The following is a 22,228-nucleotide window of genomic DNA, read 5'->3' on the forward strand; positions in this document are numbered from 1 at the left end:
GCCACCACCTCCGCACCGGCGCGCACCTAGCCTTCGTAGATTTCCACGTAGCTGCCGTCGACAAGCGTGTCGAGCGTGATGTCCTTGCCGACCAGGTCTTCGGACTGGAACCACTCAAGCTGATCCTTGAGCGAGGCAACGTTCAGACGCGCGCCTTCGTTGATCCGCATTGTTCCGTTGATAATGGAAGGTGCCGCCTTCTCGCGCGGGCGGTCGGTGTAGACGTATTTGTGGATCAGGTCGACCATCTCGTTCACGCCGTCATCGCCGCCGGCCTTGTCGATCATTGTCGAATTGTAGTCGCTGACGCCCTTGCCGAAACCGGCCAGGAAGTCTTCGGTCTGCCCCCGTTCATCGGACGCATTCTTGGCCGAGGTAAAGACGGTCGTGACCTGGTAACCGGGAAGATAGTCCGAGATGTTGCCGATGATATGAACCGCACCGGAACCGGCAAGCGGCTTGGCGATATGGGGAACGATCGACCAGGCATCAATCTGGCCGGACTTGAGCGCTCCTATGATGGCACCGACTTTCTGTAGCGGCTTGAACGACATTTCGACACCTTCGGCCTGGGCAACCTTGGAGCCCATATAGTGGAAGGACGAACCGGCCGTGGACATGCCGAAGGTCTTGCCGCCAAGCTGTGAAGGCGACGTCAGACCTGCTTTGAATGCCGCGTCGGATGCCAGGATTTTCTGCCCGTCAATTCCGTCCTCCTCGCTGAGAGCACCACCGATCACCTTGATCGCCCCCTTGTCGGCCAGCGAAATCAGGCCACCGGAAACAGCGGTGACGGCGTAGTCCACGTCGCCGGAGGCAATGGCAACAGCCATCGGCTGCGCCGCCTGAAAGAACTTCAGTTCCACATCAAGGCCGGCGTCGTTGAAATAGCCCCGTTCAAGAGCAATGAAGCTGCCGGAATGCGAGGTGAAGCGCAGCGCGCCAACGACGATTTTCCGGTTCTGTGCAATCGCGGGAGCTGCCAATGTCGTCGCGGCAGCGGCCCCCATCAGGCCAAGGGTCTGGCGTCTGTTCAGTCTCATGTTCTGGTCCTCCCGTTTCGTTCAAGCTGTTTCTTGCCTCGCGCCGAGATCGGCACGGATATCGTCTTCAAGCAGTCTGAGCGCACTGTTTTCGTCGCGGCCGAGAACGGCCTTTTGCAGTTTTTCCAGCCGCTGCGCCCGCGCTGAAAAATCGATCCGTCCTTCACGCAAAAGCGCAAGACGGAACCGCCGCGACTGATTGTAGAATTTCCCTGCCATCTGAATAAGCCGGCGCGAACCACAGGCCGACAAAAGCGTCTCCGACACTGCGCGGCAAGCCTCGTCCCACTCCAAGGCCGTCACGTCATCGGGCTGGGCAATGACCGCCGCCTCCGCCCGGCTCAGCGTGTGGAAAACGGCAACCACCTTCGATTCCCAGGCGACGTCACCGCGAATCATGGAACGCTTGAGCCCCAGTTTCTCAGCCTGCAGGCGCATCAGGAGAATGTCTTCCAGGTCTTCCTGTGTCGCCGACATGACCCGGAAACCGCGCTGGCTGGTCGCCTCGACCAATCCTTCCGCCGCCAGCATCCGCAGGGTTTCGCGCATGGAGTGGTTGGATCCGCCATAGGCCTGGCGAAGCGCCTCGATCTTGAGCTTTTCGTCGGGAGGCAGCACGCCAAACGAAATGTCGCGACGGATCGCGGAGGCAAGCATTGCCACGACTGTGTCGTCATCCTCTTTGCGTCCGCCGAAAAGCATTCTGTGCCTTGATTTGAAAAAAGTTGGATATTTTTCCGATAATCGACAGAGCGCTGTCAAGTACAACAGCACAAGACACCGTCACAGACGGCTAGGCAAATTAAGCTTTCGACAGAATCGCTCGCGGTGCGGCACCGTCCGATCCCCCAAGAAATGGGACATGTGAGGCTATCCGCTTTCGATTGAACTGTCGTCCCGGCTGTAGCGCAGCGGAAAGCCGGGATCCAGTACCCAAACCCCGCGCTGTGTGGAGTGAAAACGTTCGATCAGCGGGCTGGATTCGAGCGTGCTGCCCAATCAACCCAAAATGGACCGCGGTTCAGCGCATGACGAACGGATTGCTCATGGGCGCTTCCGACATGTTGATCCAGGTCGTTTTCGTGCGCGTGTAGTCGAGGATCGCTTCCAGCCCGGCTTCCCGTCCATAGCCCGACTGATTGAACCCGCCAAAAGGCGCGATCGGGGAAACCGCCCGGTAGGTGTTCACCCAGCAGATCCCTGCCCTCAATCGCGACGAAACACGATGGGCGCGCGCGACATTCTGTGTAAAGACGCCGGACCCGAGCCCGTAAGGTGTGTCATTCGCGAGCGCGACTGCCTCTTCCTCGGTATCAAAGGGCAAAAGCGACATCACCGGGCCGAACATCTCGACGTGGAGCGTCGCCGTTTCCGGCGTTGCGCATTCCACAAGCGTCGGCGCCATGTAGTTGCCGGGCCGATCGAGCGCTTCGCCTCCGAAACGGATCCGCGCTCCCTGCCCCCGCGCCGTATCCAGTGTAGCCTTGATCCGGTCGACCTGTGCACCGGTACAGAGCGGACCGACATGCGTTGTTGCCTCCAGCGGATCGCCGACAACGATGCCCTCGGATTTTTCCGCAATACGCCTGGCAAGTTCTTCAAAGACAGGCCGCTGCACAAGACCGCGTGTCCCGGCAACGCAACTTTGCCCTGAGGCGCCGAAATTACCGGCGATCAGGCCGTTGGCAGCACCTTCCAGATCCGCGTCCTCAAACACAAGGATCGGAGACTTTCCGCCGAGTTCCAATGTGGTGACTGCAAAATTCTCGGCCGAGTTTCGGACCACATGCCGTGCGGTTTCCGGCCCGCCGGTAAACGCGATCCTGTCGATGTGCCTGTGCCGCGTCAGGGGAATGGCGCAATTCTCCGCGTCTCCCGTGATCACCGAGACAACACCTGCCGGAAAGCCAGCTTCTTCGATGAGGCGTGCAAATTCCAGCATTGGCGCCGGTGCGATCTCCGAGGCTTTCAGCACAACGGTGCAGCCTGCCGCAAGCGCCGGACCAAGCTTGGTCGCCGTCAGGAACATCTGTGCATTCCAGGGAACAATCGCCGCAACCACCCCTATTGGGGCGCGCTGCGTGAAGACATGCATATCCGGTTTGTCGATCGGAAGGACCTGGCCCTCGATCTTGTCGGCCAAACCGGCATAGTAGCGATAGTAATCGCCGACATACTTTGTCTGGCTGGCGGTTTCCGCCAGCAGCTTGCCGCTGTCCCGCGTCTCGACCTCGCCGATCTGTCCCGCATGGGCCTCGATCAGGTCTGCCAACCGGTAAAGAAGCTTTCCCCTGGCGGTTTGGGTCATGTCCCGCCATGAGGGGTCATCGAGGGCGCGCTTCGCGGCGGCAACTGCCCGGTCGACATCTTCCGCTGAAGCGCAGGCAAAGCTCGCCCAGTCTTCGCCGGTCGCCGGATTTTGCGACGACATCACCTGACCGTTGCTGCCCTCGGTCCACACACCGTCGATGAAGAGCTGATAGTGCTGCATGTTGGTCCCTCAGCTGAATGCCGGCATGACATCGTCGATGAAACGGCCGAGAGACGCGCGCTTCCGCTCCGCGCTCATGCCGCTGTCTATCCAGAACGAGAACTCATCATACCCCAGATCCTCGTAGCGCCTGATCCTGTCGATAACCTCCGCCGCCGTCCCGATCGTCAGATCCCTGGCAAGGTTCTCAGGTGCCATCATCCGGTTTCCTGCAATTTCCTCTTCCGAAAGCTCGGCGATCAGCCCTTGCGAAACGGGCCGTTTGTTCTGGAACCAGGCACCGAAATAACAATAGAACCGGGAAAGCTCCTGCGTTGCGGTATAGACGTCGTCACTGTCCGAACCGACATAAGTGTGGTGCAGAAGCATGATTTTCGGCCTCGGCCCGTCATGCGTTTCGCAGGCATCGTTGAAGCGCCCCATCAGGGTTTCCACCTCCTCGTGCCCCTGCCAGAGCGGGGTGACCTGGATATTGAACCCCTGATGCACACCGAATTCGTGGCTGTTCGGGTCCCGGGCCGCAATCCAGATTGGCGGCCCGTCTTCCTGCACGGGCTTCGGCGAGGCGGTGCTTGCGGGAAAGTTGAAAAATTCGCCGTCGTGGGCATGATCGCCGTGCCAGAGCTTGCGCAGGAGTGGGGTCGTTTCCCGCATTCTTTGCCCGGCTTCCCAGGCATCCATCCCGGGCATCATCCGCTCATATTCGTAGGAATAGGCTCCCCGGGCGATCCCGAGTTCAATCCGCCCGCCCGTCATAAGGTCGGCGGCGGCCGCCTCACCTGCAAGTTTGATCGGGTGCCAGAACGGGGCAACGATCGTGCCGGTGCCCAGGCGGACATTCTTTGTGTGGTGCGCAAGATCCACGAGCGACAGAAACGGATTGGGCGCGATGGTGAATTCCATGCCGTGATGCTCGCCCGTCCAGATCGCGCGCATGCCGCCCTCGTCCGCCATTCTGCAAAGGGACAGAAAGTCCTCATAGAGCTTGGCGTGAGGCTCGTCCGGCGACAGCCGTTCCATATGCGCAAAGAGAGAGAACTCCATGATCAGGCCCTTTCCTGGATCTGGTGCGTCTCGCCCGAGACAGCATCGCCGAGATAGAGATTGAAATTTCGTGTCCGGGCCTCTTCCGCGAACCGCTCCAGCATGCGCGCAGTCGCTGCGGACTTGAACGTGAGACCGTGCAATTCGGAGAATGGGATACGTTCGAAGCCGGCCGGCAACGAAACGTGTGTCGCCTTTGCCAGCAGATAGGCAAAATGAATGCCCTGGGTCGGATCGTCGAAGACGGAGTAGACCGGCCCGAGTTCCACATCCATGCCCTGCTCCTGCAGTTCATTGCGAAGGCATACCCTCAGCGACGTCCTGTCAGGCGCAACGCATTCCGGCAGCCTGTATCCCTCCGGTGACGCTTGCAGGAGCACGCCGCCATCGACCTCCACAAGAGCGCCACAAATATTCTTTCTTGCCCCGGGATCCCGTGCCTTGTGCTCAAGACCGAGACTGAAGAACTGTCCGCCCGCATAACCCAGTCCGCGCCCCGGGCTCTGGGCGAATTCTCTGACCTCGCCAACCAGGATCGAATGATCGCCTGCGGGCATGACCTGATGCGTCCGGCAGGAAAAAGAGGCAACGGCACCGTCGATAAGCGGTATGCCATCACAATTGGGAGTATGGTCCACGCGGGCAAAGCGGTCGCCCTTGTAACCGGCGAAGACATTGGCAATGTCTTCCTGCCCCTCACTCAACACGCTGACCCCGAAGCTGCTGCATGCGCTGAAAGCTTTGAAACTCGACAGGAATTTTCCAGGGCACACCAGCAGAAGCGGTGGGCTCAGCGACACGGATGAAAACGAGTTGGCCGTGAACCCAACTGGTCGGTCGGCCTCATCCAGACACGTGACGATCGTGACACCGGTCATGAACCGCCCGAAGGCGTCCCTGAGTTCACGCGGTTCGATTTCGCTCATGGCTGGCACCTCTCTGCAAACTCCAGCAAGCCGCGGTTGACCTCCGATGGATGTGTCATCGGCATCATGTGCGCCGCCTCCTCGACAACCGACACCTTGCTGTCCGGGGCAAGAGCGGCCATCGCTTGGCTCATGGCTGGAGTTGAATTCGGCTCACGGCCTCCGGTCATGAATAGCGAGGGGCAAGACAGCCCCCTGAGCGCTTCATCTGCCGGGCCGTCTTCACGCGTGAAAACGGAATAGGCAGCCCTGTACCCTTGCGGATCCATGTCGCTGAGCCAGCCATGGCAGGCATCGCGCTCCGGGCTTGAGCGCTCTCCGAACCATCGGACAAGTGTCGGCATCGGATCGGCGGTGCCGGTCTCGTCCATCCGAGCTGCGCGTTCCTGCACGGCAACCCGGGCAGCCGGGCTACGCCGGAAAATTGCATTCAGGGCAACAACGCCGTGCACCTGCTCGCGATACCGGCAGGCAATATCCAGCGCGATCATCGCACCCATGGAGTGCCCCACGACCACCGCCGGGCGATCAAGCAGGCTCGCAATTCGGTCGCTGTATGCCTGCAGATCCGGCACCTCCGGCAACGGAGCACTGGCGGAGTGGCCCGGAAGGTCGGGGGCGAGAATTTCATGGCGCGGGCTCAAACCGGAAATCTGGGCATTCCAGGCCTCCGCCCGCAGACCGACACCATGAATCAAAAGGACACGCGGTCCCTTGCCCGCCGCAACGACGGCAAGGCCGTTCCGGTCAGACCGCGGCAGGGTTGTCCAGGTCATGGCCCATCTCTTCCAGATCCTGATACCTGTCGCCGATCCGGTGAAAGGGCCGGCCACTTGTTGCCCCGCCAAGTACAACTGCGATCTCGTCCGCTCTCGGGGCGTCGGGAATGGCAAACTGTATGGTCAGGTAATGAGACCGGCGCCCGGCATCGTTCTTGTCCATCAGCGGAACCATGATCGGCGCATTGGCTGGGCCACGTGTGTTGGTGAACGCCAGATAGGATTTCGCCCCGACGGCCTGCCTGTAGTGGTTGCCGAACCGCAGTGTGTGGATCAGTCCGGACGCATGCTCCACCTCGCCGTCGAGGCCGACAACGGCAGCTTTTCCATAGGCTTCGATCGCATCACCGTTTCCCGCAAGCTTGATCATTCTTTCGGTCATGAGTTCACCGAGTACCGGGCCGAAACGTCGGATCTCCGGCCCCAGATCGTCCACGTAGCGGCCGGCCCATGGATTTCGCACCACCGCAGCCACTGCAAACATGCGCCATGGAACATCCGCCTTTCGAAAGCCTTCGACGAACACTTCCTCGTCATAGGTCACGATTTTCCTGATCTCAGGATCCATTCCGTCCACCGAAGCCCCCTTCCAAATCATCCGGAACAGTATCGAGCGCCTTGACTTTTCCGACAAACGAATGATTTTCAGTCTCAGATATTAGTCAGACTAATAGGTAACTTGCTCATGACGCCGGCATTGCCGCCTCTCAACTGGTTCCGCGCATTTGAGGCCGCAGCCAGAAATCTCAGCTTCACGGCAGCTGCCGGCGAAATCGGCATGACCCAGTCGGCTGTGAGCCAGCAGGTCAAATCGCTGGAGATGCGTCTCGGTGTCCCGCTCTTCGACCGCAAGGCACGAGGCCTTGCCCTCACCGATCATGGCCGCCGGCTACTCCCCCAGGTGGATGCAGCACTGGCAACCCTCACAGGCGCGACGGCCGCTTTCGCCACCGACCAGGCGACTGATTTGCTGACGGTCTCAGCATCGATCAGCGTCATCCAGTGGGTCATTGCTCCCGGACTGCCGGAGTTCACTGAAAGACATCCTGATATCGTCCTTCGCTTGATCGGCGCTGTCTGGCCTGACGAATTCACACAAACGGCCGCCGATGTTGAAATCCGCTTCGGCTCGCGCAAACAGGCAGGTTCCGACGCCGAATTGCTGGGCACGGACAGATTGATTGCCTTGAAGTCTCCCGCACTTGAAGGAAAACTCGAGGACCTGCCGCTGATCGAGGCTGTTGGAACTTCTGACGGCTGGAAACCGTGGGCGCAGGTGGCGGGTATTGCGCCGCTTTCACCAAGTCTCTTTGTGGATTCGTACGGCCCCGCATTGCAGATGGCCATTCATGGCAACGGTGTTTGCCTGGTTCATGAACACCTCGCCACCGCACCCCGCCGGCAAGGCCTGATCACGCCAGCGCACGAGGCTTCGCTGACCGCGAACGAAAACTACTATCTCTCAATGAAGTCGAAAACGGCGGCGGCAGTCGCCTTCAGGAACTGGATCGTTGCTTCCGTTTGCGCGGCCGACACTCCGGACAAAATCGGTTAAGGTGCGAAACTTCAACCGGGAAACCATGTGAGCCTTCCCGGTTAGATCGAAAACCTGCATAGGTCAGGTGCCACCCTCAAGTTTTCGCGCAATCTGTTTCAGGACCACCCGGTTCCGGCTTGTCACGGTGGATCTTTTCCAGCCGTATTTTTCACATGTCCGGCTGAAGGGGCCACCACCCGCCTTGCACATGATTTCGAACTGCAAGGCTCGTCGGCTGTCCGGGTCTTCAACCAGGGCAAACCAGGTCAGCGCCTCCTCCGCATCTGAAATCTGCCGGGGAGCAAACGTTCTCCTGCGCCTGGCAATCTTGCGCCGGAAATCAGGCCATGCGGACAGAACGGACCGGGGACCATCGCCTTTGCCTGTGCTGGCCACGACGACAAAGGCCTCAATCAGTCGGGACATGATCTCCTTGCTGTCCAGCATGCCGCTCATCTTGTCGTCCTTTCCCATGCCCTGAGATCAGGAAACTCCAGATGACGGCCTCCGACAGGCATTGGGAAAGTACTGTGTTGCAGATCCCCTATAACCGGGGTTGAAGCTTTTGCTCTGCGTCGCGGCCTTGCTCCTGTGCCTTTTGAAACCCCTGCATCCAACATCCAAAATAGTCGGCTTCGCGCGGATAAGGATTGTCGGATTGCGACTTGCCTTTTCCGTAAGCCTGAAAGCCCCGCTCGAAAGCGTGAACCTGCGCCTTTGTCTGATAAACACCCATTTGCCCCACCAAGCTTTATCGAACTCCGCCCGATTACACCGCCCAGCCTGTGTTTCGCCCCTGCAACGCGCCACACGATTGACGCGCATCGCCACAGTCTTTCTACACACTCAATGATTGCTGAGGCGAGTGTAATCAACTCGAACTTCAAGGCAAGCATGCTCAAGCGACTTTCCCCGGTAAAATTGCTGATACAGAACCGTCCAACTCATGCGCGAGAAGAACGGCCAGTGTGATTGTTGGCGCGCTCGGATTAATGTCCTTGGCCCGTTCCAGCATTTCATCGAGCCTCAGCAGATCGAACTGGGAGACGAAAGCAGGGTGTTCGACGAGTTCCGGCTTGTTCAATACAAGCCATGAGACCGCCGAAAGAACATGGGACGACCAGTTTCCGCGGTTGACCGGCGTATTGATCAGGCCAAAAACAAGCCGCAAATGCCCCGGCCCATGTTTCTTGAGCAGCGCCTGGCAGGTACCACGGGCCTTGCTTTGATTTCGCCCGTCGATGCGCCTGGCCGGCGCCACGAAGTGAATGCCGTACTCGGCTGCGAGCTTGTCCAGGTAACCGCCTGACACCATCAACACTCCTCCGACGTTTTGGTCTTCTTCTTGAGAGCGGCGAAGGATGCCTCCGCCTGTTCCCGTGCACTCAAACGCAAATGTTCATGTTTTGTTCTCATAATTCTACTGACAGCAGGGTTTCCGGTTGACGACCTGCCTTGCTGCGAAGTCCGGCCCTGCCCTTTCGTCCCGGGATGTTCGTTTGGCTTCACCTGCGATCTCAGGCATTTCAGCTCAAGCGTCAGCAGCCGGGTTCTCGCCTTTTCAAGCGCATATTCGTCTTCCAGGCGCGCGCACGGCCTTTCGGCGCGCAGGCGGAAATGCGCCACCCGGTCTCTTGCCTGTTCAATCTGTTCCTTGAGTCCGTCCACCAAACCTACCCTTTCCAGTTCTGAACTGACCAACTTCAGCGCCAACCAGGCGCAGATATTATCTGTACGCAAAACGCGTATACTTGTCAACGCAGTTTTCATACGCTAAAAGGAAATTCAATCCGACAGACATCACGGCACCGGCACCATGGATCAATCTGCGACGAGCCTCCACGACAAGCTCCGGCAACTGAAGGAAAGGTCCGGCCTTTCCCTTCGTGCAATTGCAAGAGAAATGGGATATTCGCAGGCCTCTTCCATTCAGCGCTACTTCTCAGCCGACTATCCGGAAACGGGTCTTCCCGCGAATTTCATCAGCAAACTTCTGGCAGTCCTTCCCGGAAAGGGTGAACCAGCCATCACCCGCGATGAAATCCTCGCCCTGGCTGACGGTTCTGTCGCCGAGATCCAGAAGAAGATCCCGGATCTGCCCAAATCCGGCGTGCCGATTGTCGGTGAAGTCGCCGCGGGACTCTGGATGGAAGCCGCGCTTTTTGAAGCCGAAAATTCAATAGAATCAACAGTATCATACGATATTCGTTTCCCTGCACAGGCCCAGTATGTCGTTCGGGTGCGCGGAGAGTCCCTGAACAGGATTGCCGGCAACGGCGACCTGCTTTTGTGCGTCGATTATCTCGCAGCCGGCATTGAACTGAAGGAAAACGATCTGGTGCTCGTTGAACGCTCAAGGGACGAAGGCATGACAATCGAGCGCACAGCCAAACGCCTCGTCAACCTGAATGGCCAGTCCGAACTCATGCCTGAGTCGGATGACCCGCGATTCCAGGAAACCATTGTCTACCGCGAGGGCGATGCCGACCACACCGAAGTCAAGATCAAGGCAAAAATCGTTATGGTGTTCAAACCTCTTTGACGCGGATCGGCACACGTCCGCGCAGCCTGCACCGCTTGAGATCGCTGTTCAATTCGCACAACGACCGTACGTTTTTGCGTACATATTTCTTCGTAAAGCTTGTTTTGTACGTAAAATGCGTATAAATTGGATCGAGTTTTGAAGGAGGTGCTTGATGAAACCAAACCTGGATACATCCATTTTCTCGGTCATCTGTGAACTCGGGAACTGCCTTTATACGCCCGAGTTCGAGCTGAGCGACATGCGCAAGCATAAGCTCGTTGAAGACATCAGGAACGGGCAACTCGAACAAGTGAGGGCGGTGCTGGAATTCAACCCCGCAGAGGGCTGGTGCTGCGACATCACCGAGGACGTGATAAGCGAAGCTTTTCCTGACCGGCAAGACCCGAACTCGAACGCCCCGGAAAACTGGTCCGATTATGGCGCTGAACGCATCGACAGCAGGCGCGCCGGCGTTACCGTGCGTGTCGCCGCATAGCCCGGCAGGCCAGGCTGTAGGTTACACGAAGGAGATGAGGTCAGACCAGCTTGAGCACAGCCGCCCTCGCATCCGCAAGCTGATCCGCGAGGCTCTCCTTCAGGGCGCCAAACCGGTGCGAGGGCACCGGCACCGAGATCGCATAGGTCAGCCCGACCGGATCCTGAAAGGCAAAGCCCGCGGCCGAAATGCCCTGGGTATGTTCATCCAGGTCCCACGCAATCCCCGTCTTTCGAATGTCTTCGATTTCTCGCAGAAAGTCGGACAGGGGCCGCTGGCTTTCACCGCCGCCCTTCAGCTCCCGGCTGGCAATCGCCGCAACGCGGTCATCTTCGAACAGGGAGAGCGCGGCCTTGCCGTTGGCCGTGTCCGTCATCGGAAAGACCTCGCCGACCGCGGAAACCGTTCGAAGGCGATGTGTGCCGACAACCTGGTCGAGAAACACCATGTGCTCGTCGCGAAACACCGCAAGATCCACCGTCTCTTTCGTGCGCCTGGCAAGATCGGTCAGAACCGGATGAACGAGTTCCGTCATGTTCACCCGCCCAGCGGCGGCCAGGGACTGGATTTCCGAGCCGAGACGAAGCCCGCCCTCGGCGGATGAGGACATGACAAGGCGTTCGGACAGCAGTGCGTTGACGATCCTCTGTACCGTAGAGCGGGGCAGCCGTACGCGTTCAGCAATTTGACCAAGACTGAGGCCGCTATTGTCGTTTTTCAGGACACGCAGAATTTCAGCCGCGCGGGATATGACTTGTACACCCTGATTTGATTGGACTTTTTTCTCAGAATCCATCGCCAAAACCATTTTCTGCCCTCTTTGACCCACCGCTGGATTCGCCTTTTGCATAGCGCTGATCGCAGCATATAGGTCAAATTTTCCTTCGTGTCGAGATTCACTCTTGACCACATTACGATGCATCTGTACCGTTTAGCAATACAGTGATACACTGACTGACGGGAGGAACACATATGTCAGTGACTATTCGCGGCATCGAATTTCAGGACAATCTGAACAACGATATGGGCGTGGAATTCTACAACCTGTCCCACCGCTACGGTTTCCAGTGCCCGAACTGGCCCTACTTCCAGGACGTTCAGATCGACCGGAAGCACTACATGGCAAAATCCGGCGTGCTTTCGCAGACGATCACGACAACCATGCATGTCACCACGCATATCGATGCGCCGGCCCATGTGGTTCAGGGCACGCCCTTCATCGACGAGGTTCCGCTGCCCCATTTCTTCGGGTCCGGCCTGGTGGTCTCCGTTCCGAAGCAGAAATGGGAACAGATCACGGCTGACGATCTCGAGAAGGCCTGCGGCCATGCCATCCGCAAGAACGATGTCCTGATCATCAACACCGGCTGGCACAAGCAGTATGAAGACGGCGACTATTTCGCCTACTGTCCCGGCCTTGTGCCCTCCGCCGCCGACTGGATGGTTGAAAAGGGCGTCAAGGTTGTCGGACACGACACCCAGGCCAACGATCACCCGCTGGCAACCGCGATCGGCCCCCAGCGAAACGGCCCGATCCTGCCGCATCTGGAAGCCGAGTATCTTGAATGGTCCGGCGGTCGTGATTGGAAGGACGATTTCCCCGAATGGGAACCGGTCCACAACACGCTCTTTTCCAACGGCATCCTCGGGATTGAAAATGTCGGCGGAGACCTTGATGCGGTCACCGGCAAACGCTGCACCTTCGCGTTCTTCCCCTGGAACTGGGATCGGGGCGACGGTTGCATCATCCGTCTCGTTGCCATGATCGACCGCGGTCAGCAGTACCGTATCGAGCCGGGCGAAGACTTCTGATCATCCGAAATTGAGGACCGCCGCTCCGGCGGCGGTCGCCTATGCCGCGTCTGGGAGGAAGCGATGCATGTGAAGCGTTTTGAAGACGCAAAGCCCTACGAGGCTCCCAACCACCACGGTGTTGTCGGCTTGCGCTTGCAAGGCTTTGAAGAAGGCGGACCTGAGAACCAGTGGCTCGGTCTGAGCCAGTTTCTCCCCGGAGGCGGAGCTGGCCCGGATTCCACCCCGTTCGAGAAGGTCTATGTCGTTCTGGACGGCGAAATGACGGTTCAGACCGGCGGGGCGACCACCGTCTTGAAGAAATACGACAGCTGCACGATTGCGCCTGGCGAAGTGCGCACGATCGAAAACCGATCAAACCATGTCTGCACCATGCTTGTCGTCATTCCCTATCCGCCGGAGAAAAACTGATGGCCGACGTCTGGACCCATCCGCTCGAACTTTTCGACATCAAGGGCAAGGTTGCACTCGTCACCGGGGCAACGGGCGCATTCGGCGCCGTGGCGGCGAACGCGCTGGCCGGTGCCGGTTGTGACCTCATCCTGGCCGCCGGAAACGGTGAAGCTCTTGAGAAAGTTGCCGAAGAGTGCCGCGCCAAGGGAGCGGCTGTTGAAACGGTCAACAAGCGCCCATCCGATGCGGCGACCTGCGAGGAGATGGTTGAGAACTGCGTTACGCACCATGGCTCCCTCGACATTCTGGTCGTCGCCTCCGGCATGAACAAGGTTGCCAAGATCAATGATCTTGCGCCGGAAGACTTCTCCAATGTGATGGAAGCGAATGTCACCCAGTCCTGGCTTCTCGCCCGCGCCGCGACCGCGCAGATGATGAAGCAATCCCAGGGCGGCAAGATTGTGTTGGTCTCCTCGGCCCGCGGTCTCCTCGGGCACCCGGCGGGCTACACCGCATACTGCGCGTCAAAGGCGGCGGTCGATGGCATCACCAAGGCGCTCGGATGCGAATTGGGAGCGGACAACATCACCGTCAACGCGATTGCGCCCACGGTGTTCCGGTCTCCCTTGACCTCCTGGATGTTCGAGGACGACGAACTCGCGAAAGGGTTCAGGGACGGTTTTTTGGCACGCGTGCCAAAGGCAAGACTTGGCGAACCGGAAGATCTGATCGGTCCGCTCCTGTTTCTGTCCTCGAAAGCGTCCGACTTCTATACCGGACATATTCTTTATGCCGATGGCGGCTACACGGCGGGTTAGGCGATGAGCGAACGCAGGAACATAGCGGTCCTCGGTGCCGGCCTGATGGGCCATGGCATCGCCTTGACCCTTGCGCGCGCCGGTCATGAGGTTCGGGTCTACGATGCTTATCCGAACTCTCTCGACACCTTGCATGAACGCGTGCGCACGAGCCTGACCGCGCTTGGTGCCGGAGATGCTGAAACGGCGGATACGGTTGCCCGCATAGCACCGGTTTCCCGGTTGGCTGACAGTGTTCGCGACGCCGATTTCGTCTTTGAGGCAGCTCCGGAAAAACCGGACCTGAAACGTGCGCTATTTGCTGACGCCGAACGCCATGCGCCGGCCGGTTGCATCTTTGCATCCAACACATCGGTCATCCCGATCACGACCATCATGCAGGACCTCGGCGAACGTGGCAGAGCGCTCGGAACCCACTGGTGGAACCCGCCGCACATGATCCCGCTGGTCGAAGTCATCCGCACCGAGTGGACCTCCGAAGCGGTGGTGAAGGCAACGATGGAGCTCCTGGCCTCGGTCGGCAAGACGCCGGTGCGCGTCGAAAAGGACGTTGCCGGGTTCATCGGCAACCGGCTGCAGCATGCAATGTGGCGCGAGGCAATCAGCCTTGTCGAAAAAGGCGTCTGCACCGCAGCCGATGTCGACACTGTGGTCAACACGAGCTTCGGACGGCGCCTGTCCGTACTGGGCCCGCTCGCCAACGCGGACCTGGTCGGCACCGATCTGACACTCGATATTCATGAAAACGTACTGGCCGATCTCGACAATCGGCCCTCACCTTCTCCTTATCTGCGCGGCCTTGTGGAGGCAGGAAAGCTCGGAATGAAGTCTGGTGAAGGTTTCAGGGGTTGGACACCGGAGGAAGCGGATCAGCTCCGCCAGCGTGTTTCAACTCACTTGCGCAGGCTGGACACCATCTTGGAGTGAACCGCCTGCGACCTTGAAAAGCGCATCTGGGAGGATAGACGATGACGCTCATTGGAAAGAAATTCGGCATCTCACGCCGCGGCTTCATTGCCGGCGCGACGGCGGGACTGGCGGCACCTGCCATCCTGACCAGGACCAGGGCATATGCAGCCGACCCGGTTATCAAGATCGGCCATGTCAGCCCCCGCACCGGGCCTCTCGCCGGCTTTGCCGAAGCAGACGACTACGTCCTGGCCGGTATCCAGAAAGCTCTTGCAGGCGGTGTTGAAAACAACAACAAATCCTACAAGGTCGAGATCATCTCCAAGGACAGCCAGTCCAATCCGAACAGGGCAGCGGAAGTCGCATCGGAACTGATCCTGAGCGACGAGGTCGACATTCTCGTCGGCGCGTCGACACCGGACACCACCAACCCGATCTCCGACCAGGCGGAACTCAACGAAGTCCCCTGCATCACAACCGATTGCCCGTGGCAGCCCTACTTCTTCGGCCGCAACGGCGATCCGGCCCAGGGTTTCGACTACACCTATCACTTCTTCTGGGGACTGGAAGACGTCATCAAGGCATTTCTCGCGCTCTGGGAGGAAGCCGGCGTCGAACGGAAAGTTGGCGGACTGTTCCCCAACGACGCGGATGGCAACGCCTGGGGCGACGACAAGGTCGGCTTCCCCCCTGCCCTTGTCGGCAGCGGGTTCGAACTCACTGATCCGGGTCGCTACCAGCCCTTGACCGACGACTTTTCAACGCAGATCTCCGCCTTCAAGGAAGCCGGATGCGAGATCGTCACGGGCAACATGATCCCGCCCGACTTTGCGACATTCTGGTCGCAGTCGGCGCAGCAGGGATTTCAGCCCAAGGTGGTTACCATCGGCAAGGCACTTCTGTTTCCTTCGGTCATTGAATCCCTTGGCGACCGCGGCGACGGCCTGACCTCCGAAATCTGGTGGACACCGGAGCATCCGTTCTCTTCATCGCTGACCGGCGAAAGCGCGAAACAGCTGGCGGATGGCTATGTCGCCGCTTCCGGCCGCCCCTGGACGCAACCGATCGGCTTCAAGCACGCACTTTTCGAAGTCACGACGGATGTGATCAGGCGCACCGCCGATCTTGAAGACCCGAACGCGATCCTGGAGGCCATTCAGGCTACGGATCTGCCGACGGTGGTCGGGCATGTCAATTGGGGCTTCGGCCCGGTGAAGAACGTCTCCAAGACACCGCTCGTTGCCGGCCAGTGGCAAAAAGGTGCCAACGGCATGGAACTGGTCATTACGTCCAATCACAGCGCGCCGGAGATCCCCACAACCGGCAAGCTGAAACTGCTGGCGTAATGCCCCATCGGCGCACGGCTTCACCGCCGTGCGCCCAGGTTTTCTTCCCCAAGAGGCGTTTATGGCTCCAGTTCTCGAACTCAAGGACGTGTCCAAATCCTACGGTGCGATCACCGTGGCCGACCAGCTCTCCTATCAGCTCGATCAGGGCGAAGCCCTTGGTGTCATCGGGCCGAATGGGGCTGGCAAGACGTCCATGTTCAACCTGATCACGGGAACGGTCCGGGCCGACAGCGGACAGATCGTCTTCGGCGGCGAGGACATCACGCGGCATTCGGCTGCACGAAGGTGCCGGCTGGGCGTTGCCCGCTCGTTCCAGATCCCGCAGCCCTTTTCCGGCATGACCGTTTTCGAAAATGTTCTGGTCGCTGCAACACACGGAGCCAAGCTGCCCGCGCAAAAGGCCAATCGGCACTGTCTTGAGATGCTGCAGCTCACAGGTCTGATCGACCGGGCGAATGATGTTTCCGGCTCGCTCACATTGCTCGGCCGCAAAAGGCTCGAACTGGCCCGCGCGCTTTGTGCACAGCCGAAGCTGTTGCTGCTGGACGAGATCGCCGGCGGCCTGACCGAAAACGAATGTCATTCCCTCGTCGAAACCATCAATACGATCCGGGCGACCGGCATCTCGATCATCTGGATCGAGCATATCGTGCACGCGCTTTTGTCGGTCGTGGATCGTCTCATCGTGATCGATTTCGGCCGGAAGATCGCCGAGGGCGACCCGAAAGAGACGATGGCGAGCCGGGAAGTGCAGGAAATCTACATGGGAGTGGATGCCGATGCCTGACGCCCTTCTGGCCACCAACGCGCTCACGGCTCACTATGGCGACTTCCAGGCCCTGTTCGACGTCGGCATCAGCGTTCAGCCCGGCGAAGTCGTCGCCATCATCGGTGCGAACGGGGCCGGCAAGACGACTCTCATGCGGTCGATCACCGGCCTTTTGACCAACCAGCCCGGCATGGTCACCTTCAACGGCGCTCAGATCGGGGCACTGCGTGCCGATCAGGTTGCCAAAACCGGAATTGCCATGGTGCCGGAGGGCCGGCAGCTGTTTCAATCGCTCTCCGTGGAAGAGAACCTCGTCATCGGCGGACAGATGGGCCGCAAGGGCGCGTGGGACCTGGACAAGGTCTATGCGCTTTTCCCGGTCCTTAAGGAAAGACGTCTGGTGCAGGCGACCGCGCTTTCCGGCGGTCAGCAACAGATGGTCGCCATCGGGCGCGCCCTCATGTCCAACCCGGAACTCATCCTGTTCGACGAGATCAGCCTGGGCCTCGCGCCGATCATTATCAAGTCGATCTACGACGCCCTGCCCGGGATCATTGGTGAGGGCATGAGTGCCGTCATCGTCGAACAGGACATCGCCAAGGCGTTGAGTGTCGCCGGCCGGGTCTATTGCATGCAGGAAGGCAGGATCTCGCTTGAGGGACGTTCAAACGAACTGACCCGCGAACAGATCAGTGCCGCTTATTTCGGTGTGTGAAACATGACTGAACCAACCCGGGGATCGCACAGGAATCATGCGTTGAGAAAGACTGCAAAAGACGGCAAAGCAAACTGCGGAAAGGCATTTGGATGGAATGGATAAACGCCATCGTACAGGGCGTGCTGCTCGGCGGCCTTTATGCGCTTTTCGCCGCCGGGCTGTCGCTGATCTTCGGCGTCATGCGCCTGGTCAACATCGCCCATGGCGACTTCATTGTCCTGGCAGCCTTCCTGGCGCTTACAACCACAAGCGCGCTGGGTGTCAGCCCCTTGCTCGCGCTCCTTATTGTGGTGCCCGTCATGGCCCTTCTTGGCTACGTGCTCCAGCGCGGCATTCTCAATCAGACCCTGGGCGACGATATCCTGCCGCCTCTGCTGGTCACGTTCGGACTGTCCGTGATCATCCAGAACGGGCTTCTGGAAATCTACAGCGCCGATCCGCAGAAGATGAACGCCGGTGCCATTGAAACCGCAAGCCTCGCCCTTCCGGGCGATCTCAACATCGGCGTGCTGCCGCTGCTCATGTTCCTTGTCGCGGTGGCCGTTATCGCAGCGCTGCAGTGGGTCTTTTACCGCTCGGCGCTGGGCCGCGCCTTCCGGGCCGTATCGGACAAGCAGGATATTGCCCAGCTGATGGGTCTCAACAAGGCCCATGTGTTCGGGCTCGCCATGGCCCTGTCCCTCGCCGTTGTCGGTATCGCCGGTGTCTTTCTCGGTATCCGCACAAGTTTCGACCCGTCGATCGGGCCGGGCCGGCTGATTTTCGGGTTCGAGGCCGTCATCATCGGCGGGCTGGGCAATCTCTGGGGCACCCTGATCGGCGGCATCATCCTCGGCGTCAGCCAGAACATCGGCGCGCAGATCAATCCCGGCTGGCAGCTTCTTGCCGGTCACATCGCCTTCCTGATCGTTCTCGCGGTGAAGCCGCGCGGCCTGTTTCCCCGGATTGACTGATGACAACAGCAACCTACTCAATCTCAAGATCATCGCCGGCTACCCGCATCGCGGCGCTTGCCGGTTTCCTTGTCCTCGCCGCCCTGGTCGCCGCTCCCTGGTGGGCCGGCCGCGCGGATATGCGGCTCTTGAGCGAGATCTTTCTCTACCTCTCCCTCGCCTGCCTCTGGAACCTGCTTGCCGGTTACGCCGGTCTTGTCTCGGTCGGCCAGCAGGCCTTTGTCGGCTTCGGTGGCTACATGCTGTTCGCGCTGGCGATCTTTGCAGGCCTGTCGCCATTGGCCGCGATCCCGATTGCCGGACTTCTCGGCGCACTCGTGGCCGTCCCCGTCGCCTTCCTTATTTTCCGGTTGCGCGGGGCCTATTTCGCCATTGGCACATGGGTCATCGCGGAAGTGTTCCGGCTGAGCTTTGCCCAGGTTTCCTCCCTCGGCGGCGGCTCGGGCACCAGTCTTCCGGTCGCAATCGTCCGGTCCATGGCCTCCAGCCGCTCCATGCGCGAGGCCACCACATATTGGCTTGCCCTCGGCATGGCCGTTCTCGTTCTTGCCGTGATCTACCTTCTTCTTAGATCGCGGAACGGTCTTGCACTCACTGCCATAAGGGACAGCGAGGTCGCCTCCAACAGCTTCGGCATCGACATCTGGCGCCACAAGTTCATCGTCTATGTCGTGACCGCAGGGCTGACGGCATCAACGGGCGCCTTGATTTTCCTGCAGAAACTCCGGATTTCGCCGGATGCAGCCTTCAGCGTGAACGACTGGACCGCCTTCGTGATCTTCATCGTCGTCATCGGCGGCATCGGCACGCTTGAAGGCCCGATCATCGGCGTGATCGTTTTCTTCCTGTTGCGTGAGACGCTCGCCGATCTCGGCACGACCTACCTGTTGTTGCTCGGCCTCGTCGCCATCGTGGTCATGTTGAAGGCGCCAAGGGGGATCTGGGGCTTCGTCAAGGACAGGACCGGTCTGGAACTTTTCCCGCTGTCACGGCGGGTCGTGGACGAAAATCAGAAAAACGGAAAGTAGAGATGGCTCGCAAACGGAAAAAGACAATCATCACTTGCGCCGTGACGGGTGCCATCCACACCCCGACCATGTCGGATGCACTTCCCTTCACCGCCGAGGACATTGCCGATCAGGCAATCGAGGCTGCCAAGGCGGGTGCGTCCATCCTCCACCTTCATGCACGCAACCCGGAAAACGGCTCCGTCTCGATTGCGCCCGATCACTTCAAGGCCTTCCTTCCGGTGATCAAGCAGGCGACGGACGCGGTTGTGAACGTTTCGACTGGCGGCAGCCTTGTGAACACCATGGAAGAGCGGATCGCACCGGCCAAATGGGCATCGCCTGAAATGTGCTCGCTCAACATGGGATCGATGAACTTTTCGTTCCATCCGATCGCCGACCGGATCAAGGACTTCAAATACGACTGGGAAGAAGACTATATCCGCAACTCGGAAGGCTATATTTTCAGGAACACATTTGCCGATATCCGCTATGTGGCAAACGAGCTCGGCGGATCACATGGCGTCAAGTTCGAGCATGAATGCTACGATGTCGGCCATCTCTACAATCTGAAATTCTGCATGGACGCGGGGCTCTTCAAGGCACCCGTCTTCATTCAGTTCATCTTCGGCATTCTGGGCGGTATCGGGCCGGACATCGACAATCTTGTCTTCATGAAACGAACGGCGGACCGCCTGTTCGGCGACGACTATCAATGGTCCGTTCTTGGGGCCGGCGGCGTTCAGATGCCTTTTGCAACCACGGCCAGCCAGATGGGCGGAAACCTGCGCGTCGGACTGGAAGACAGCCTCATGATTGCCCGTGGCCAGCTAGCCAGATCCAATGCGGAGCAGGTCGCCAAAATCCGGCGCATTGTCGAGGATCTGGGCTGTGAAGTGGCGACCCCCGATGAGGCGCGCGAAATGCTGGACCTCAAGGGCGGAGATCGCGTCGCGTTCTAACCGATGGACGCAAAGCGGCCGTTTGCGGCACGTCACGCGGCAAGCGCCTGGCGGGCCCGCGACAGCCGGCTTTTCACGGTGCCGATGGCAACACCCATCTGGCTGGCGATCTGATCGTGTGACAGGCCTGAAAAAACGCAGAGTTCGAGGACATCCCTCTCTTCAGGACGCAGATTTTCCAGGCTCTTGGCGACATCGCCGAGTTCGACATGCTTCTCCTGAGCGGGGGCAGCGGTTACCTGCTCGTACCATTCCTCGATCGGGACATGGTGCCCCCGGCGTTCGACCTTGCGGAACTCATCGAGCTGTGCATTGCGGGCAATGGCAAACAGCCAGCTCCTGAGCTTCGTGCCTTCCGCATACTGAGCCCGGTTGCGCAAGGCGCGCTCCAGGGCGGTCTGCATCAGGTCGTCGGCGGCTTCTGACGAACTGGAGATGGACCGGGCGAAACGCCACAAATGCGGGATTTCAGATTGCAGGTCTTTTGAGAAGCGATCTTGTAAGCGGGTCATCTAGCCCTCCCTGGCGGCTGTTGCGATGACCAGCATCTAGTGTTGATGGCGATCTTGTTTTAGATCTTTCAAAGGAAGTTCATGACGAGTTGATAGTCCGTGCGCAAAATCGGCTCAACACTTTGAACCACGCAAAAGTTACTTGTAGTGATCTGGAAAAATCCAAGATGTCTAGGGTCAGGACCCATTAATTTGGGTGAATTGGTAGGGATGAATTTGTTCGGATACGAGGCGCAAAGCTGCAGGAAACCGTCCGGTTTCCAAAGATTTGCAACGACGTTGCCGGGCAAATTCACCCTATCCCTCCGGGACGCAAAAACGGCTTCGGTCTGCTACGTCAAACCGCTCAACCGGGCAGAAAGCCCGCTTGTCGCGCTTTTCCTTGCAACTCATCGCCGTTTGCTGCGCCAATTTAACCAAATTCATGGGCCCTGACCCTAACACACGGAAAAGAAAACGGAACTTTCGCCGGCGAGATATATCGGTGTCGCGACAAGATCAAAAAATGCGTTCAAAAGACATTTTTTTAAAGTAACATACAAGTTGATAAGTGATTTAGATCACTAATTACAAAAATAAGAATTTGAAATTTATTCAAAGATAATCGAATAATTTTTCCCGTATATTATAATGAGTGATATTTTTTTAAAATTATTCGGAACCTTTACATGCCCTGAGCGTTCATATGCTGTAACCGAGGCGCAGACACAGGCACATCGCCGGGCACCTCTGACCGACACAAGCATACGAATAGGAGCATACCAATGCGTACCAGCAAGAAAATCGTTTCCTCCGTCATCGCAGCAATCTTTGTTTCCGGCGCATTCGTCGGCACGGCAAGCGCAATCGACTTCGGCGGTCTCTATGGCGACTCCAACGGTTCCGAGCCGGTGTTTTTCACAAGCAACCAGCAGAACATCAACAACAGCCAGTTGAGCCGCTCCACGAACCGCGCCAAGCAGCCTGACGCCCGCATTTTTGCCGACTACGCCGACCAGGCCTATGGTGATCTGAATGGCAACCAGCCGGTTTCCGTCCGTCGCCTTCAGGCTGACAACGCACGGGCTCTGCGCTGATCCCAAGGAAAGTGCGAACAGTTTGACTGTGCGCATCAGCTGAAATCAGAAGAGCACCGGACGACAGTCCCGTAACCGGGAACCTGTCAACAAGAAAGGGCCACGCATCG

General features: G+C 58.9%; 26 protein-coding genes and 1 pseudogene. 14 read left to right on the forward strand and 13 right to left on the reverse strand.

From position 1 onward, the window contains the following. Nucleotides 1-26: 26 nt before the first annotated feature. From RBB49_RS12015 to RBB49_RS12045, 7 genes are all read right to left on the reverse strand, one after another. On the reverse strand, nt 27-1,043 hold the full coding sequence (locus tag RBB49_RS12015) for an ABC transporter substrate-binding protein (protein ID WP_306143026.1): 1,017 nt from the start codon (nt 1,041-1,043) through the stop codon (nt 27-29). Nucleotides 1,044-1,064: 21 nt separating this feature from the next. After that, nucleotides 1,065-1,745 carry a GntR family transcriptional regulator gene (locus tag RBB49_RS12020; protein WP_306143027.1) on the reverse strand — a complete coding sequence of 227 codons (681 nt, stop codon included), beginning with the start codon at nt 1,743-1,745 and terminating at the stop codon, nt 1,065-1,067. 319 nt (nt 1,746-2,064) lie between these two features. Then, on the reverse strand, nt 2,065-3,534 hold the full coding sequence (locus tag RBB49_RS12025; RefSeq protein WP_306143028.1) for an aldehyde dehydrogenase: 1,470 nt from the start codon (nt 3,532-3,534) through the stop codon (nt 2,065-2,067). Between the two features lie 9 nt (nt 3,535-3,543). After that, nucleotides 3,544-4,578 carry an LLM class flavin-dependent oxidoreductase gene (locus tag RBB49_RS12030; RefSeq protein WP_306143029.1) on the reverse strand — a complete coding sequence of 345 codons (1,035 nt, stop codon included), beginning with the start codon at nt 4,576-4,578 and terminating at the stop codon, nt 3,544-3,546. A gap of 2 nt (nt 4,579-4,580) precedes the next feature. Further along, nucleotides 4,581-5,504 (reverse strand): flavin reductase family protein, encoded by a 924-nt coding sequence (locus RBB49_RS12035; protein WP_306143030.1) that lies wholly within the window; start codon nt 5,502-5,504, stop codon nt 4,581-4,583. Further along, entirely contained in the window at nt 5,501-6,280 is a 780-nt protein-coding gene (locus tag RBB49_RS12040; RefSeq protein ID WP_306143031.1) for an alpha/beta fold hydrolase, read from the reverse strand. Before RBB49_RS12040 ends, RBB49_RS12035 begins: the two co-directional genes overlap by 4 nt. After that, the gene (locus RBB49_RS12045; protein WP_306143032.1) at nt 6,252-6,851 is read right to left on the reverse strand and encodes an amino acid synthesis family protein; all 600 of its coding nucleotides are present in this window, start codon (nt 6,849-6,851) and stop codon (nt 6,252-6,254) included. The genes RBB49_RS12040 and RBB49_RS12045 overlap by 29 nt, the downstream gene beginning before the upstream one ends. 117 nt (nt 6,852-6,968) lie before the next feature. Here RBB49_RS12045 and RBB49_RS12050 point away from each other — a divergent pair, with 117 nt between their 5' ends. Beyond that, entirely contained in the window at nt 6,969-7,838 is an 870-nt protein-coding gene (locus RBB49_RS12050; RefSeq protein ID WP_306143033.1) for a LysR family transcriptional regulator, read from the forward strand. A gap of 63 nt (nt 7,839-7,901) precedes the next feature. Here RBB49_RS12050 and RBB49_RS12055 read toward each other — a convergent pair whose 3' ends face one another. From RBB49_RS12055 to RBB49_RS12065, 3 genes are all read right to left on the reverse strand, one after another. Then, entirely contained in the window at nt 7,902-8,276 is a 375-nt protein-coding gene (locus tag RBB49_RS12055) for a DUF6362 family protein (protein WP_306143034.1), read from the reverse strand. Between the two features lie 442 nt (nt 8,277-8,718). After that, nucleotides 8,719-9,132, reverse strand: coding sequence for a hypothetical protein (locus tag RBB49_RS12060; RefSeq protein WP_306143035.1), 414 nt, complete (start codon nt 9,130-9,132; stop codon nt 8,719-8,721). Nucleotides 9,133-9,134: 2 nt separating this feature from the next. Beyond that, nucleotides 9,135-9,578, reverse strand: a complete 444-nt coding sequence (locus tag RBB49_RS12065; protein ID WP_306143036.1) for a hypothetical protein — start codon at nt 9,576-9,578, stop codon at nt 9,135-9,137. A 58-nt stretch (nt 9,579-9,636) separates the two neighbouring features. On the opposite strand from RBB49_RS12065, the gene RBB49_RS12070 reads away from it, so the two are divergent. Both RBB49_RS12070 and RBB49_RS12075 read left to right on the forward strand, forming a co-directional pair. Then, nucleotides 9,637-10,362, forward strand: coding sequence for a LexA family transcriptional regulator (locus RBB49_RS12070; RefSeq protein ID WP_306143037.1), 726 nt, complete (start codon nt 9,637-9,639; stop codon nt 10,360-10,362). A 154-nt stretch (nt 10,363-10,516) separates the two neighbouring features. Next, nucleotides 10,517-10,840 carry a hypothetical protein gene (locus RBB49_RS12075; RefSeq protein ID WP_306143038.1) on the forward strand — a complete coding sequence of 108 codons (324 nt, stop codon included), beginning with the start codon at nt 10,517-10,519 and terminating at the stop codon, nt 10,838-10,840. A 40-nt stretch (nt 10,841-10,880) separates the two neighbouring features. Here the strand turns inward: RBB49_RS12075 and RBB49_RS12080 are convergent, their stop codons facing one another. Next, nucleotides 10,881-11,450 (reverse strand): IclR family transcriptional regulator C-terminal domain-containing protein, encoded by a 570-nt coding sequence (locus tag RBB49_RS12080; protein ID WP_336623419.1) that lies wholly within the window; start codon nt 11,448-11,450, stop codon nt 10,881-10,883. A gap of 12 nt (nt 11,451-11,462) precedes the next feature. Then, a pseudogene (locus RBB49_RS28400) lies at nt 11,463-11,762 on the reverse strand (helix-turn-helix domain-containing protein); the annotation flags it as partial. 50 nt (nt 11,763-11,812) lie between these two features. Between RBB49_RS28400 and RBB49_RS12085 the strand changes: the two are divergent. The 10 genes from RBB49_RS12085 to RBB49_RS12130 all read left to right on the forward strand — a co-directional run bounded on the left by RBB49_RS12085 (nt 11,813) and on the right by RBB49_RS12130 (nt 20,530). After that, nucleotides 11,813-12,652 carry a cyclase family protein gene (locus RBB49_RS12085; RefSeq protein WP_306143040.1) on the forward strand — a complete coding sequence of 280 codons (840 nt, stop codon included), beginning with the start codon at nt 11,813-11,815 and terminating at the stop codon, nt 12,650-12,652. Between the two features lie 63 nt (nt 12,653-12,715). Beyond that, the gene (locus RBB49_RS12090; protein WP_306143041.1) at nt 12,716-13,063 is read left to right on the forward strand and encodes a cupin domain-containing protein; all 348 of its coding nucleotides are present in this window, start codon (nt 12,716-12,718) and stop codon (nt 13,061-13,063) included. Then, nucleotides 13,063-13,863: an SDR family NAD(P)-dependent oxidoreductase gene (locus RBB49_RS12095; protein ID WP_306143042.1), complete on the forward strand. Its 801-nt coding sequence runs from the start codon at nt 13,063-13,065 to the stop codon at nt 13,861-13,863. The genes RBB49_RS12090 and RBB49_RS12095 overlap by 1 nt, the downstream gene beginning before the upstream one ends. Nucleotides 13,864-13,866: 3 nt before the next feature. After that, nucleotides 13,867-14,790 carry a 3-hydroxyacyl-CoA dehydrogenase family protein gene (locus RBB49_RS12100; RefSeq protein WP_306143043.1) on the forward strand — a complete coding sequence of 308 codons (924 nt, stop codon included), beginning with the start codon at nt 13,867-13,869 and terminating at the stop codon, nt 14,788-14,790. Between the two features lie 41 nt (nt 14,791-14,831). Then, nucleotides 14,832-16,118, forward strand: coding sequence for an ABC transporter substrate-binding protein (locus tag RBB49_RS12105; RefSeq protein WP_306143044.1), 1,287 nt, complete (start codon nt 14,832-14,834; stop codon nt 16,116-16,118). Between the two features lie 61 nt (nt 16,119-16,179). Continuing rightward, the gene (locus RBB49_RS12110) at nt 16,180-16,908 is read left to right on the forward strand and encodes an ABC transporter ATP-binding protein (protein WP_306143045.1); all 729 of its coding nucleotides are present in this window, start codon (nt 16,180-16,182) and stop codon (nt 16,906-16,908) included. Further along, nucleotides 16,895-17,605: an ABC transporter ATP-binding protein gene (locus RBB49_RS12115; protein ID WP_306143046.1), complete on the forward strand. Its 711-nt coding sequence runs from the start codon at nt 16,895-16,897 to the stop codon at nt 17,603-17,605. The genes RBB49_RS12110 and RBB49_RS12115 overlap by 14 nt, the downstream gene beginning before the upstream one ends. Before the next feature lie 92 nt (nt 17,606-17,697). Beyond that, a complete protein-coding gene (locus RBB49_RS12120; protein WP_306143047.1) occupies nt 17,698-18,561 on the forward strand; it encodes a branched-chain amino acid ABC transporter permease in 864 nt (287 codons plus the stop codon). Continuing rightward, the gene (locus tag RBB49_RS12125; RefSeq protein ID WP_306143048.1) at nt 18,561-19,589 is read left to right on the forward strand and encodes a branched-chain amino acid ABC transporter permease; all 1,029 of its coding nucleotides are present in this window, start codon (nt 18,561-18,563) and stop codon (nt 19,587-19,589) included. Before RBB49_RS12120 ends, RBB49_RS12125 begins: the two co-directional genes overlap by 1 nt. A 2-nt stretch (nt 19,590-19,591) precedes the next feature. Next, nucleotides 19,592-20,530, forward strand: coding sequence for a 3-keto-5-aminohexanoate cleavage protein (locus RBB49_RS12130; RefSeq protein WP_306143049.1), 939 nt, complete (start codon nt 19,592-19,594; stop codon nt 20,528-20,530). A 32-nt stretch (nt 20,531-20,562) separates the two neighbouring features. Here the strand turns inward: RBB49_RS12130 and RBB49_RS12135 are convergent, their stop codons facing one another. Further along, complete coding sequence (locus tag RBB49_RS12135; protein ID WP_306143050.1) at nt 20,563-21,042, reverse strand: RNA polymerase sigma factor; 480 nt, start codon at nt 21,040-21,042, stop codon at nt 20,563-20,565. A 764-nt stretch (nt 21,043-21,806) separates the two neighbouring features. Here RBB49_RS12135 and RBB49_RS12140 point away from each other — a divergent pair. Then, nucleotides 21,807-22,118 carry a hypothetical protein gene (locus RBB49_RS12140; RefSeq protein ID WP_306143051.1) on the forward strand — a complete coding sequence of 104 codons (312 nt, stop codon included), beginning with the start codon at nt 21,807-21,809 and terminating at the stop codon, nt 22,116-22,118. Nucleotides 22,119-22,228 lie beyond the last annotated feature (110 nt).

Source organism: Roseibium sp. MMSF_3412, from assembly GCF_030733265.1.
Taxonomy (GTDB): Bacteria; Pseudomonadota; Alphaproteobacteria; order Rhizobiales; family Stappiaceae; genus Roseibium.